The sequence below is a fragment of the Spiroplasma sp. DGKH1 genome, from assembly GCF_040940205.1.
Taxonomy (GTDB): domain Bacteria; phylum Bacillota_I; class Bacilli_A; order Mycoplasmatales; family Mycoplasmataceae; genus Spiroplasma.
Genome location: NZ_JASTWG010000004.1, coordinates 86,234 through 101,200, shown reverse-complemented (window position 1 = coordinate 101,200; position 14,967 = coordinate 86,234). Strand labels below are relative to the sequence as shown.

At 31.0% G+C, this 14,967-nt stretch carries 13 protein-coding genes; 2 read left to right on the top strand and 11 right to left on the bottom strand.

The genetic code is table 4. The features are described 5' to 3' along the window. Positions 1–9: 9 nt before the first annotated feature. Positions 10–1,032, bottom strand: a complete 1,023-nt coding sequence (locus tag QPK10_RS04095) for a ribose-phosphate diphosphokinase (protein WP_368486750.1) — start codon at positions 1,030–1,032, stop codon at positions 10–12. 142 nt (positions 1,033–1,174) lie between these two features. Between QPK10_RS04095 and QPK10_RS04090 the strand changes: the two genes are divergently transcribed. Continuing rightward, complete coding sequence (locus QPK10_RS04090) at positions 1,175–1,402, top strand: NifU family protein (RefSeq protein WP_368486826.1); 228 nt, start codon at positions 1,175–1,177, stop codon at positions 1,400–1,402. A gap of 15 nt (positions 1,403–1,417) precedes the next feature. On the opposite strand, the gene QPK10_RS04085 is transcribed toward QPK10_RS04090, so the two are convergent. The 7 genes from QPK10_RS04085 to QPK10_RS04055 form a co-directional block, all read right to left on the bottom strand. Further along, on the bottom strand, positions 1,418–2,908 hold the full coding sequence (locus QPK10_RS04085) for a hypothetical protein (RefSeq protein ID WP_368486749.1): 1,491 nt from the start codon (positions 2,906–2,908) through the stop codon (positions 1,418–1,420). A 63-nt stretch (positions 2,909–2,971) separates the two neighbouring features. Beyond that, entirely contained in the window at positions 2,972–3,403 is a 432-nt protein-coding gene (gene rpiB / locus QPK10_RS04080; protein WP_368486748.1) for a ribose 5-phosphate isomerase B, read from the bottom strand. A 68-nt stretch (positions 3,404–3,471) separates the two neighbouring features. Continuing rightward, on the bottom strand, positions 3,472–4,323 hold the full coding sequence (locus tag QPK10_RS04075; protein ID WP_368486747.1) for a hypothetical protein: 852 nt from the start codon (positions 4,321–4,323) through the stop codon (positions 3,472–3,474). A gap of 75 nt (positions 4,324–4,398) precedes the next feature. Further along, a complete protein-coding gene (locus QPK10_RS04070; protein ID WP_368486746.1) occupies positions 4,399–4,686 on the bottom strand; it encodes a hypothetical protein in 288 nt (95 codons plus the stop codon). A 98-nt stretch (positions 4,687–4,784) separates the two neighbouring features. Then, positions 4,785–6,107 (bottom strand): hypothetical protein, encoded by a 1,323-nt coding sequence (locus QPK10_RS04065; RefSeq protein ID WP_368486745.1) that lies wholly within the window; start codon positions 6,105–6,107, stop codon positions 4,785–4,787. A 155-nt stretch (positions 6,108–6,262) separates the two neighbouring features. Beyond that, entirely contained in the window at positions 6,263–8,026 is a 1,764-nt protein-coding gene (locus tag QPK10_RS04060; RefSeq protein ID WP_368486744.1) for a PTS transporter subunit EIIC, read from the bottom strand. Between the two features lie 2 nt (positions 8,027–8,028). Next, complete coding sequence (locus tag QPK10_RS04055; protein WP_368486825.1) at positions 8,029–8,730, bottom strand: N-acetylmannosamine-6-phosphate 2-epimerase; 702 nt, start codon at positions 8,728–8,730, stop codon at positions 8,029–8,031. A 117-nt stretch (positions 8,731–8,847) separates the two neighbouring features. On the opposite strand from QPK10_RS04055, the gene QPK10_RS04050 reads away from it, so the two are divergent. Beyond that, a complete protein-coding gene (locus QPK10_RS04050) occupies positions 8,848–9,684 on the top strand; it encodes a MurR/RpiR family transcriptional regulator (RefSeq protein WP_368486743.1) in 837 nt (278 codons plus the stop codon). Positions 9,685–9,732: 48 nt separating this feature from the next. Here the strand turns inward: QPK10_RS04050 and mgtA are convergent, their stop codons facing one another. From mgtA to QPK10_RS04035, 3 genes are all read right to left on the bottom strand, one after another. Beyond that, positions 9,733–12,432 carry a magnesium-translocating P-type ATPase gene (mgtA, locus tag QPK10_RS04045; RefSeq protein WP_368486742.1) on the bottom strand — a complete coding sequence of 900 codons (2,700 nt, stop codon included), beginning with the start codon at positions 12,430–12,432 and terminating at the stop codon, positions 9,733–9,735. Between the two features lie 246 nt (positions 12,433–12,678). After that, a complete protein-coding gene (locus QPK10_RS04040) occupies positions 12,679–13,857 on the bottom strand; it encodes a hypothetical protein (RefSeq protein WP_368486741.1) in 1,179 nt (392 codons plus the stop codon). Next, complete coding sequence (locus QPK10_RS04035; protein ID WP_368486740.1) at positions 13,841–14,929, bottom strand: alkaline phosphatase; 1,089 nt, start codon at positions 14,927–14,929, stop codon at positions 13,841–13,843. The genes QPK10_RS04040 and QPK10_RS04035 overlap by 17 nt, the downstream gene beginning before the upstream one ends. Positions 14,930–14,967: the final 38 nt, after the last annotated feature.

The window sequence follows — 14,967 nt, the reverse complement described above, 5'->3', positions numbered from 1 at the left end:
TTCTTAATATTATTTACTAATTTTTTTAATTAAAGTTTTAATTTTTTCATTAAAAGCTTGGTAGACATCCGATAAACTTTTTTTAGCGACCATGGCTCCAATCATTGATGAAATTAATTCGGCAATTGTAATAATTTCTAAGCCCTCAAAACGGTGCTCTTCGGGAATATCAATAGTATTAGTTACAATAACTTTTTTGGCATATCCTTCTTTAATTAATTCTGTTAAGCGATCACGCGCCGGGTTTGAAAAAACCCCATGGCAAGCCAATAAATAAACATCTTTGGCACCATGTTGTTTTAATGCCTTCGCAGCATTACAAATTGTGCCCGCCGTATCAATCATATCATCAACAATAAAACAAACCTTTTCCTTAACATCCCCTAACACAAACTGTACTTCACTAACATTTGGTTTTGGTCTTCGCTTATCAATAACCGCAATATTGGTTGCTAAGTTACCAAGACGATCAGCAATTTCGCGAGCACGGACTAATCCCCCATGGTCAGGTGATACAATTGTAATTTCTTCTTTAATATTATCTTCTTGAATTTTACGAATAATGGTACGCGCCATTTCTTGGGTTGTCCGCAAATCATCAACTGGGACATCAAAGAACCCCATTGATTGGGGAGAATGTAAATCAACCGTCATTACCCGGTTGGCACCAGCTGTTGTAATTAAGTTAGCTACTAATTTACAAGTGATTGGTTGGCGACCACGGGCTTTGCGGTCTTGGCGCGCATAACCAAAATATGGAATAATAACATTGATAGTTTGGGCACTTCCTCTTTTTAACGCATCAATCGCAATTAATAACTCCATTAAGTTTTCATTAACAGGATTAGATGTTGACTGAATAATATAAACATCTTTCCCCCGCACTGAATTAACAGCTCTTGTTAAAATTTCCCCATCCGCAAAGCGGTTAATTTCCATTTCTTCTTTTTTAACACCTAATAACTTACAAATTTCATCGGCTAGTTTATCCCCGGCTGTTAATCCATAAATGCTATAGTTTTTTTCTTCCATTATCATTTCTTCTTTCTATTCCTTATTATATCCATCTAACATAATGTGTTTTATAATTATATTATAAATAATATTCCTAAATAGTAAACAATGTTTTTTAAATACTTAAATAATGTTATAATTAAAAAAATGGGGTGGTATGATGGATCTAAATGAAAAAGCAAAAGAAATAATTCAAAACCTTCGTCCTTATATTAATCAAGATGGTGGGGATATTGAATTTGTTGAAGTAAAAGATAATATTGTCTATGTTCGCCTTGCTGGGGCATGTATTGGTTGTGGTTTAATTGACAGCACTATTAAAGATGGCGTTGAACAAATTGTTAAAGAAGAACTTAAAGAAATTGAAGCCGTAGAAGTTATTATGTAACTTCTTTTTCTTTTCCTAAGTAGCATCTTTTCGTAATCATTCAGTTAAACTAACATCCTGATCATATTCTTGTTCAGTTAAGTTTGCTGCTAAAACTTGGCGAGCAAAATTATAGTTTTGCCGGCTAAAGTATTCCCCGCTAATATGTTTAATGGTAAAGAAGACAAAAACCATTAATAATAAACAAATCCCAGCACAAAAAACAAAAATAATCATCACTAAATTATGGAGATGACTAAGATTATAAGAATTATTTGCTACCACTGGTAAATTTCAATTAAGCATAATATTTTTAAAGGGTCCTACCTGAGCATTACTAATTGCCCGTTGGACAAATTGGGCACCAAAAGTAGTTAACGCATTTAAAGCGGAAAAACAACCGGTGACCGGACGGCGACTAACCCGGTAATTTCAAACCATTGATAAGGAAAATAAAATTACAAAAATAATACCAAATGCCAAACCACTTAATAATTGACAAGTAATCCATAATTCAGGAATTTTCGTAAAAGCCACCACTAGAAAATATATTACTCAAATCGCAAAAGCCCCTAAAATCGTCGGGCGAATTCCCCACTTTTTAACAACTACTGGGTACAAGAGAATTCCCACAATAATTTGGGGAATTCACCAAAATTCCTGGGTTAAATGTAAATATTTATTTACAGAGGCTAGGTTTTGATAAGTTTCTCAAGTTTGCTGAGCTAATAAGAAATTATAAAAATCACCTTGGGCAAATTCACGCATTATCCCCACAAAAAATAAAATTACCAAAATACCACTAACTTTTCACCAGGAAAATTTACTAGCTAATTTTAATTGTTGGCTATCAAACGCGCCAATATATTCTTTCCGTTCTTTTAGTTTAAAACAACAAGCAAAAGAAATTAGAATAAATCCCAAAATTAAACCAAACAAAATATAATAATCTACTTCATAATTTTTGTTAATACTCTTTAAAAAGTTCAAAATATTCAACCCACTCAAATTAGCAATGATTACCACTGGAAATAATAATGAGACTGTTAAAAAGGAATTAGTACGGTATAAATAAACCTCATTAAAACATAAGTATCAAATTGAATTTGAGGCAATAGCAATCCCAAAACATAATGCACAAATAATGAAAATAATTTGGTTATGAGGAATTGCCAACGCTAAAATAATCCCCAGGATAATTGTGGCATAGGATAGCCAAAATCAAAAGCGACGGGTTAATAAACCAGTAATTCATGAAGCAGGAATAAAAAAGATTGTAGCATAGAAACTAGCGCTCACCCCGACTAAAATTCCTAAGTTTTTTCAATTAACATTAGCAGTAAATAAAATGAAATTATAATTTAAATTTAAAATTGCGGATATTGTTAATCAAAAAAAGAAATGTTGAATAATAAAAAACCATTGTTTTTTAGTTTTAAAATGTCTTTTGACTAATAAGAGGACATATAAAACAATCACAACAATAGTTAGTAATGGATATAAAATCAAACTATCTCAATCTTGCATAATTACCCCACTTTATAATTCTTTAATAATTATATGATAATTATTCCAAAATTAACGGGGATTTTAATAATTATCTAATTTAGCAACGCGGTTGGCATGACGACCAGCATCAAATTGAGCATCCAAAAACTCTTGGACAATTCATAATGCTTTATGGTTTGCAAGTAAACGGGCTCCTAAAGCTAGCACATTCGCATTATTGTGTTCACGCACTAGTTTTGCAACGGTTGTTTCATTACATAATGCTGCCCGAATTCCTTTAACTTTATTAGCAGCAATTGAAATACCAACTCCTGTCCCACAAATAACAATTCCTAAATCAGCAGCTTTCTTAACTACTAGTTCCCCAACTTTAAAACCATAATCTGGATAGTCAACTGATTCAGGAGTATCAGTTCCAATGTTAATTACTTCATAACCATTATCTTCTAAATATTCAACAATTGCATTTTTCATTTCGACCCCAGTATGGTCATTTCCAATGGCAATTTTCATGTTCCTTCACCTTCCTTATGTTTTAACTATAACATACTTTCTTTTTAAAATTAAAAACTGGCCCTTAATTAATCACAAAAATTATTTAAAATAAGGGTGGCATATTCAACACGAGTTAACTTTTGATCAGCATACTGTAATAATAAATCCGCACACTGATTATAAATTTGGTGTTCATTCATTTTAAAATGAATATATTGTTCATTTTTAATATATCATAATTTTAAACACTGAATAATAAAATTAAATTTCACGATTAGTTTTAAATTACTTAGCGCCCGGTTTTTTTGGGCATCATACATATATGAAATTAAACGATCATAAACATTCTTTTTATCTTGTGCTTTTAAATTAAATTCCACAATAATCGGATTTCCAATATACTGGTTAAAAATCGTTTTAATAACTTCCTGATCTTGTAAATTAATAAATTCAATCGGAATTTCTGTTTTTTCCACAAATTGTAAATAGGTTTTAATATTATTAATTAACATATCATCATCAATTGATTTTGGTAACACTCACCGGTGGGTATTATGTAAAATAATTGTTAAATAATGTTTTAACTTGTTGATAATTAATTGTCGTAAAACCTTGGCAAAATTTAATAGAGTTTGATCATCACGATAAACTTCATTATTACAACTAATTTGCAACGCAAAATCAAAGTCAAAATATTTCATTTGCTTATTAATGATTCAGGCATCGGAATATAAACTACCCTTGACCTTAGGAACTGTTAATATTCTAAATAATTTCATATATCTTGATAATTCCGGATATTGGTGGATCTCTTCTAAAAACCGGTCAATAATATTTTTGCGAATAAAAGTTTTATAAGTGTGCTTAATTTTGATCACAATTGGCTTTCAATTTTTTGTCATTGCTAAAATTGCATCAATAATTTTTTTCTTTTCCATTTTCTTAACTCCATTAAAATATCTGTCTTATTTTCATAAATTTCTCATTTATATTATTCTTAGAAATAAAAAATATTACTTTTCATTTAATATCTCTAGTAATTTTTGAGGACTCATTGGTGTTACAGTTACAATTAAATTATTATACTTATTAATAACTACATATAGATTATTTTTAAAGTCATCTAATTTAATATAAAAATTTCGTGTGGTTTCAATTCGATCAGTCGAATTATCAATCATTTTAATAATCTTTTCCTTAATAATTCATTCATCCATTGTTTTAAAATCAGCAATGCGTTCTTTAATTCGTTGCAAACCATGATATGAAAAATTAAAGTTATGTTGATAATAATAGCCCATGTTAAAAACCTCACTTACTCTTTATATCCATTGTAATTATATATTAACAAATAAAAAAATAATTTTTATCTTTTTTAGAATTTTTTTGGTTATTATCACTATTTTTTTTGTTTTTTAACTACAACCGACATAAAACTACCAGTAATTCAGTTAATAATTCAGTAAATAAACAAGATAATCGTAATATAACCGGTAATTGTATTGTTTAACTGGGCACTAATCTGATGGTGATTACTTAAACTATTGGTTGTAAACTTCGCAATTGTTACCCCCAGTCACAATGCAAACGGAACTACTAACCCTTCGATAATTAACTCTAAAGATAAGCCATCTGCTTTAAAACTATCCATTAAAGTAGCAATTACATATAATAATAGCGCTGTTGACAAGACTAAATAAGCTAGCGATAGTAAGTATGGTAACGGACCAACTGCTAAAATACTTTCCCCAACATTCGGAACCGGATCAGTAATACTTGGCATGATACTAATTGTCAAACAAATGTTTAAAACAATTAAAGCAATTAATGAGTAGTAAACAAGAGCGGGAATGATCAAGTAATTCTTATTATTAAGATTTTTATTTTGTAAGGTTTTTATTAAATGAACAATTAAGGCAATTGTCACACAACAAATAACAAAAATAATAGCGCCCCATTTTTCTAAATTAACATTACTATAAGTGTTAAGAATAGGAAAAACAACAATTGCCAAAATGGTTGTAATTCCTAACCCATATCCTAATAAATAAAAGTAAAAGCGAAACATACTTAACGAAAAGATCTTTCATCCTAAGGCAACACGGTTTTTTACATTGTTATATAAAGTTTGGTAATAGTCAACATTATATTTTGAACCTTGTGAAGCCATTTCATAACCTCTTTTAAAATCAAAGAACGCTTCTTTTTTATTGGCAGTTAAAATAACCTGACGCTCTTTTTGGTAAATTTCTGTTAAAGCACCAAGAACCTTATCAATAACTTCTTTATAACGGGTAAAATCACCTTCAATCAATGCGGTTTTTCGCAAATCGCGCACCAGAGTGTTAACAAATTCTGGTTTAACCGGAGATTTTTCGTATAATAATAAATCCTTTTTAATTCCGGACATGTTATTTTTTAAAATGTTAATTTTCATATTTTCTAAAATAGTGTGTAACTTATCATAATTATACAATAAAAAATCTGATTTTGTTTTTTTATACTGACGCATTCCAATGATTGTCGACATAAAAATTGATTTAAAAGTCGGAATAATCATTGCAAATAACATCCCTAAGATAATTAACTTAAACGGACTTAAAATTTGTACTAAGTTACTGTTCCCTTGGTTGTCAGTTAATCAATTTACCCAACTTGAATAGGCAAAATAAGCTAACACAATAAAAACTAAGGTAACTAAATTTCTGGTAATTAAACGCATTATCCACCTGCCACTTTCTAACTAATTTTCCACAGCATAGTTTATTCATTTCTTAATTTTATTGTATCCTAAAAAATGAGAAGAAAAAACATGTTTAGGTTATTTTTAGTCACTAAACATGCTCCATTTTAATCTGAATCCCTTAGTTAATATTCTTATAATAATTTATTAATTTGAGCACTTAAAACAACAACTTCCCCACCAAAGACAACTTGAATGTTATCACCTTTGATAATTGAACCAGCCGCTCCTTCGTTACGAAATACTTGAGGATCTATTTTTGTTGCGTCTTTGACTGTTACTCGGAGTCTGGTTGCACAGGATGTGACAGAAATAATATTTTCTTTCCCACCAAACCCTTTAATAATATTAAGAATTCGCTGGTCCGAATCACTAGTTGTGGGGGGTGTTTTTTTTAAACTAAAATCTTTTTTACTTAGTAATCTTACTTCATTGTTTCCACGGCCAGGAGTCGGTAAATCTCAATGTTTGATTGCAAAGTAGAAGGTACAAAAAGCAATGATTCCCTCCCCGATGGCAAATGGAAAGGCATAATAGAACTTAGTTCCCTTCATCACTGGTAAGGCCCCATAGATCATTAAATCAATAAAACCACGGGCAAACCCGACCCCAACATGGGCACCTACTAATTGCATAAACATATAAGAAAAACCTGATAACGGTACATAAATTAAATAGTATAAATAGGGGGCAATAAATAAGAAGGTAAATTCTAATGGTTCAGTAATTCCGGTTAGAAAAGCAACTACCATTGCTGAACCAATTACTGAAATAGTATTCCGGCGATTTGATTTATTAGCGGTTAAAATAAAGGCAATTCCAATTCCCATACATACCCCTAAATAAGTTGGGTAATCTTGGGTAAATCTTCCCGCATGAATGTGGGCATACTTGGTAAATCATTCAAAAATTGGAACTTGACTTGCCCCACCATTAATTGGTAAACTATTATAAGGCAATCCATTAATAAAGTTTCAAATTGATTGGTCACCATTAATTGGATTATCTTTTAAAAGGTCTAAAATATGCTTAATCTGTTCATTTGTAACATCAACATTTGCTTGTTGAATGGCATTCATAAAGATTTCAGTTGATAAGACTCCGCCAAACGGAGTAGTAAAGGCAACCGCAATCACAATTTGGTGTAAACCAAATGGCATTAATGCTCTGGTAAAAATCCCATATGCCAACCCATCCACCCCAGCTGGTGCTTTGGCGATATTCTCACCAATAATATTAATTGCTTGCCCAACCCATGGTCAAAAAATTAAAAAGATAATGGCAATGACAAAGCTTAACGGAATCATTACAAATGGTAAGAACCGAACGCCACTAAAAAAACTAATTGCTGATGGTAATTTTAAGAGGTGCAAACGATTATAAACATAGGCAGTAACCGCCCCGATAATAATTCCACCAAAAATCGATGTTTGTAAGGACCTAATTCCTAAATTACTCGTAATTAGGCTGTTTAAACCCGCACCGCTATGAAACCACATAATGTCTTTTAAAGTGTTTCCTTCAAAATGAATGAATGGAATTTGGGAAGAAGAAAAAACTAAATAAGAAATTATTGCAATAAAAGCAGCGGCACCTGACTCGCTAGTAAAAGTAATTGCCACAGCAACACAAAACATAATAGCGAAGTTAGCAAAAATAATTTCACTCATTCCTTTAAAAATGTTTGCGGCAATAACTCCACTGGCACTATGATCATTTGCCCCAATTGCGCCACCAATTCCTAATAATAGTCCGGCAAAGGGCAAGACGGAAATTGGTAACATTAATCCACGGGCAAATTTTTGCAAATTAGCTGATCATTTATTTCTACGTTGTTTCCACCATTCTTTGACAAAGGAAAAACTATTTTTATTATCTGCTTGATACTCTTTGCTCAATATTATTCACCTTCATTCTTTGGTAATATTTTCATAAAATGTTCGGTAATTACTTGCGGTCGTGTAATCGCACTTCCCACGACTACTGCTCAAACATGATCAAAATTTAATAAATCTTTAACTTGTTCTGGATATCAAATACCACCTTCAATAATTAGATGGCTTTTATTAATAACTGGCTTTAATTCTTTAACAAATTGATAATTATTGTCTAAATTTCCTAATCCTCTTGTTTGGAAAGTATAGCCACGTAAAGTTGTCCCGATAAAATCAAATCCTAATCGTTCAGCATTCTCAATATCACTAATTTCCGAACAATCAGCCATAATTAGCTGGTGGGGATAATTTGTTCGTAAATATTTAACAATTTCTTCTAAACTTTCGCGGGGACGATTACGAAAAGTGGCATCTAAGGCAATAACATCCACTTCTAACGCAATTAATTGTTTGACTTCTGCTAAAGTCGGGGTAATAAATACTTCACTATTGTCATAATGTTTTTTAATTAGTCCAATAATTGGAACCTTAACTACTTCTTTGATTGCTTTAATGTGCTCAACTTGGCTTAACCGGAGCACTTCCGCCCCGCCTTGGACACATGCCAAAGCAATTTTTTGCAATACATAACTATCATTTAAAATTTCATCGTCAACTGCTTGACATGATACTATAAGTTTTTTCCTAATTTTACTTGTAAAACTAATATTATCTCCTCCCCTTTGATAAATATATTGTAATCTTTATTTTTTTACAAATAAATTTTATAATTATGAAAATTTTTTACATAAAAAGAGTTATAATAATTTGCAAGAGGTGACAAGATGGGACAATTTAAAATTTTAGAAATTAATAATCCCCAAAATACTCATAGTGATCTCACAATCATTGATTTTATTAATAATGAGACCGAGTATTTTATTAATAATAATATCCAGAAGATTGCCCAAAAATGCTATGTTTCCACAGCTTCAATTAGCCGCTTTGCTAATAAAAATGGGTTCCAAACTTTCCGAAAACTCCAGCAATATGTCTATGAAAAAAACGAATGGCAAAAAAAACATTATCGTTTATCAACCGGAATTGAACTCCAAGATAGCATCAATAACATTACTACCTATAATATCTATGCAATTAATGAAACAGTTCAAAATATTCAACACCAACAATTAGAAATTCTTGTGAATGATATTATGCAAGCCAACCGCATTCTTATCTTTGGTGTTGGTTCATCTTGAATTGCTTGTGAAGAATTAGCAAATAATTTGCAAAAAATTGGGGTTAATATCGCTTGTAATAAAGATTTTCACACCCAATTGCTAACAATTCCCGGTTTAAGAGCTAATGACCAAATTATTTTATTTTCAAATTCTGGTCGTACGAGAGAAATCTTAGAGATTCTTAAAATAGCTTTTAATTATAAAATTCCTGTTACTTTAATTACTTCAAATGTAAATTGTGGATATGAAAAATATTTACATAATAAAATTCTGTTCCGAACCCTTAAACAAATTTCACGCTATTCTGCTGTTTCTTCGAAAATTATCCAGTTACTATTTGTAGATATTGTATTTAACCAGATTATTGAAAAAAATAGTAATTATAAAAATTACATTATAAATGGGACTAAAATTGTTAAAAGTTGAAATAATACTAAATAGCTAAAAAGTAATAAAACTCAGATTCTAATAATCTGAGTTTTATTACTTTTATAGTCACCGGTGATAAATTTTGATGTAAATAAACTTTGCCAACTGACTCAGTAAGCAATAGGAGATAATAATCATCACCAAGAACGCAAAATAAATTCCTGGTAACGGGCGCATTCCCAATTCGGTGCCAATAATTGTAAAGGGAATCACAATTCCAATTGTACTAACTGCTAAGGTAGCAACATTTAGTTGCCAAGCAGCACGCGATTGGATAAATGGAATCCGACGAGTACGGTACATTTGCACCACTAAGGTTTGGGTTAGCAATCCTTCAACAAATCAGCCCGTATGGAACAAACTAATTTGTTCAGGAGTTGGGTTTCCTTGTAATAACACCCCAAAATAATAGCCCATTATTGCAAAGGTAATAATATCAAAAATTGAGGAGACTGGTCCGTTAATAAAAACAAACGGAATGATATCTTTGGTTGTCCATGTTTGTGGTTTTGCTAAAAAATCAGCATCTACTTTATCAAAAGCCACCGCAAATTGCGACATGTCATATAATAAATTTTGAAATAGTAATTGAATTGGGGCTAATGGCACAAAAGGCAACCATGCCGAAGCAATTAAAACACTTAAAACATTCCCAAAATTTGAGGAAACTGTAATTTTAATATATTTTAAAATATTCCCAAAAATATTCCGACCCTGTATAATTCCTTTTTCTAAAACTAGTAAGGACTTCTCTAATAAAATAATATCAGAAGCTTCTTTGGCAATATCAGTGGCATTATCAACTGAAATTGCAACATCACTTTGGCGTAACACGGGAGCATCATTGATTCCATCACCCATAAAACCAACCGCATGGTCATTAGCTTTTAACGCATCAATAATTTTAGCTTTTTGGAGCGGATTTAATTTTACAAAGATGTTATTTCGTTCCACCACATCCCGCAATTCATACTCACTTAATTTTTCTAAATCTTCACCACTTACCAAGCCCTTAACATTAAGATTTACCCGGTCACAAATTGCTCTGGTCACTTGTTCATTATCCCCAGTTAAGATTTTTAATTCAACCCCATTTTGTTTTAATAACTTAATCATTTTGGCAGCAGAGGGCTTAGGTTTATCTAAAAAGGAAATAAACCCTAAAAAAATTAAATCATTTTCATCACTTGTTGTGTAGTAATCATTTTTTTCATGACCCTGAGAGTAAGCGACACCAATTACGCGTAATCCTTCAGTGTTTAAACGGTTAGTTGTTGCATTAATCATTCTTAAATGATCATCACCAAGCGGAACTATTTTTCCATCATATTCAATACGATTACAATTTTTAACAATTTCTTCAATCGCCCCTTTACAAATTAAGGTATGATGGTTATCTTCGCCTTTAACAACAACTGTTAATTTTCGGCGGTTAAAGTCAAAGGGAATTTCATCAATTTTAACATAATCATTTGTCATTAATTTTAAATTATGTTGTTCAACATATTTAATAATTGCCTTATCCATCGGATTTTTTAAACCAGTCTGGTAAAGGCTATTTAAATAAACATAATTCAATAATTTTTCATCTTGTTGATTATTTAACAATGTATAGTCAATTAGCTCAATATTATCATTTGTTAGTGTCCCGGTTTTATCCGTACATAATACATCAATGGCTCCTAAATTTTGAATTGCTTCTAATTTCTTAACAACAACTTTGGCTTTACTCATTTTGCTAGCCCCCCGGGCTAAGTTAGAAGTAACAATCATTGGTAGCATTTCGGGGGTTAGACCAACTGCAACAGAAATTGCAAATAAAAGCGCCCCAATTCAATCATTTTTGGTAACACCATTAATCACAAAAACAATTGGTACCATCACAAACATAAAGCATAATAACAACCAAGTTGTTCTTTTAATTCCCTTGTTAAAACTATTTTGTGGTCTTTTTTCAGTAATTGTTTTGGAAATTGTGGCATAGTAAGTATTTTCTCCAACCCCAATTACAATTGCAATCGCACTTCCGGATACCACACTTGTTCCCGTATAACAAATATTTTGTAATTCTAATAAATTTGATTTTTCCTTATTATAACTAGCATGTTTTTCAACTGGTAATGACTCGCCCGTTAATGAGGACTGATTAATAAATAAATCATTACTTCAAAGAATCCGCACATCAGCAGGAACCATATCCCCACTTGATAAATAAATTAAATCACCCTGTACTAATTCATGAATTTCTAATTCTTTAGCTTCTTTTATTAATTCAGTATTATTACTTGCAACAACTTCATCAACTTTTTCATCCTCTGTTAGTCGAATCACCGTAATAGTGTTGCTAACTAAATTAGTTAATTTTTTCGTCACTAAATAACTACGGACTTCTTGAATATAAGACACCGTGGTACTAATAAAAATCATTACTAAAACAATAACTGTTCCGACTAGTTCAAAACTATCACCGTTCATAAAAAAATAACTTAGCAGATTATAGAGGGCAATACATCCCAACACAATATTAAATGGATTTAAAAATACTTTTAATAATTCTAAAAATCAATGAAACTTAACTTCTTTTAAAGTATTATCACCATATTCTTTGGCAATTTCTTTTGCTTGGTCAAAATCTAATCCAAATTTTGGAAGATGAAAATGATCTAAAATCCCCACCTGTCCAAGTTGAGCAATTCTTTTAATTTCATCAGTTTTAGCAAACCCAATTTCTTTTTTACCTTTTCTTTTTTTTACCTGCATTCATTAGCCTCCTCTTAATTTAATATTAATTAAGAACAAAATTTTGAAACCAGGCAAACATTATTAAAATTAATTTTTAACTAAAATTGCTGGCTAAAATATTCATTCTGTTAACTAGATTGTTCAGTTGGCACATCTGCTCGGACACTTTAACCACTCCTTTTATTTTTTAATTAATCTCATTTATTTAAATAATATCGTATAACAAGCGCTAACACAAGCATAACAAAAAAAAGTTAATAACTTTTAGTTATTAACCGGTTTTGCTACTGGTTCAGTGAGAACTTGGGGATCAACTGTAGGTAAATCTAGCATTAGTTTAAATTGTTTTTTCCATAGTTTATTATAACTAACTGCAATTCCAAAACAAGTAAAGTAAATTGCAAGATATTTAAGAAGGGAATAAACTAGCGCCACTCAAATGTTAGCTGTTACAAAGTTTAAAATATTTCAATATGTTGTTATCCCATTTGTTCATCACCCAAAGATTAGGCGGAAGAACATTCCCAAAATAAATTCAACTCCATATAGTTTATTAAACGAATTATGGAAAATTAATAATACTAAACTAGCATAATACCATTTTACCCATTTATCATTAAATTTAATGTGCATTGTTACAAATGGTACACAGAATAAAAAGGCACTTATGATAACTAGAATATCTCAATGAAACATTGATAAATGAGTAAATAATCGGAGAATTGTTAAACTAAAATACCCAATGATAGCAATTGCTAATCATCCTCATAAATTGGTAATTTTATTAATTAGTCAATCATAATTAAAACTGGTTCCTAATAAGAACGCTAAAATTGCCAGGATATCTTGCGAAAAATTGGGAACCCGAAAGGTTACAGAGATCAGCGCATAATTAAAATTAACATAATCTTGCTTATTTAATAAAACATTAAAAGTAATTGTTACAGCAAAGACAAAACTAAAAAACAATGCGGTGAGAACGATTCAAATAATCAACTGGTTTTTTTCTTGTTGAAACCATGGCCAATATAATAAACATTTATAAAGAACAACTAGGACAATTGTGGTGGTAATTATTCATCGTCCTTCATACCAAAAGAACGACTTAATAAAATCAGTAATTAATAATTTAATATCAAAACCATATTCCTTAACATTAAAAAAATCAACGGCAAATAATCCGGATAAAAAGAATAACGGAATTAAATATAAAATAAACTTCCCTAAGAACTTCCAGCTGTATTGTTCGCTAATGGCTAAATAACCTAAGCAAATTGCCACCACAAACGGCAGCGGACTGCATAAATAACTAACAATTTCATTAAAAATGGGAGTATTAATTAGAGTAAAAATTTGAGTGTTATAAAATGACAATAAAATAACACTAATAATTAATAATCACTTAAAATTTTTATTAATTTGGTCCTTAGATATTTTTACCATCAATTGGATAACCTTCTTTCTCTGGTTTTGGGAAAAATGGTGATGCGATTGGTTTTCCTTGTCATTTTTTATCACCACTTGTTGTGCGTGCTCAATAATCTTTAAGATCCATTAAATAAGCAATTGTTGGCGCACTATCATATACTTTAATTCCATCCGGGATAACACCCGATTGCAAAATATCTTTTTTACTATAAACAATTCAAGGAACCGTCATTTCCGGGATGTTTGGTCGCCCATGATATTGGGATAGCCCACCATGGTCACTATTAATAATAAACAGGGTATCATCATACATTTGTTTAGCTTTTAACTTATTAATAATCATCCCAATTTGTTGATCAGTTTTTGTTAAAGCTTGGTAATATTCTTCGGAATTATATTCACGAGAATGCCCAGTATCATCAGGATCTAAAAAATACATCCACGAGAAACTAGGTTTAGCAGGATCAATTTGGTGTTCTAACACATCTAAATAACGTTCAATTGAATCTTCCTTGGTATTTGTTTGATAGTAATAATCAATAAAATTCTGACCATATGCTTTAAAATCAGGACTTAAAGCAGTTGATTGCACACCTAATAAAGAAACAAATGCTGTTTGAATTTTTTCGTGGGTTGCTAATCATCCTGTATCAAGATTACTTTGGTGAATTAACCCAAAAATTGAAGTTTGTTTCGCTAATTTTGCCTCATCAATATAAACAGAATGGTGAATATTAGTTAATGGTTGATCAACAATCCCGTGGTTTTCCGGACCAGTTCCTAATAAAATTGTGGCCCAGTTTCCCGCAGAAGAATTTGGCAGCTCACTACGGACATCTAATTTATAAGCCCCGTGGTTCATCATATAACGAATATTTGGAATGGTTGCTTTTTGTAGCGCATACGCTGCTAACCCATCAATTGCTAACATAACCACATGTTTAGGATGATGAGTAAGTTTATTTTCATAAGAAACATATTCAATGTATTTTTGTTGATACGATTGGTATCCAGCAATTGCTGCAAGTTCCAAAACAGCAATCGAAACTGCTCCAGTTAATAAAAAACTAGCATGTAATTTTCGCATCTTAAACCCTCATTTTCTTTCTTCTAAGTTTACTTACA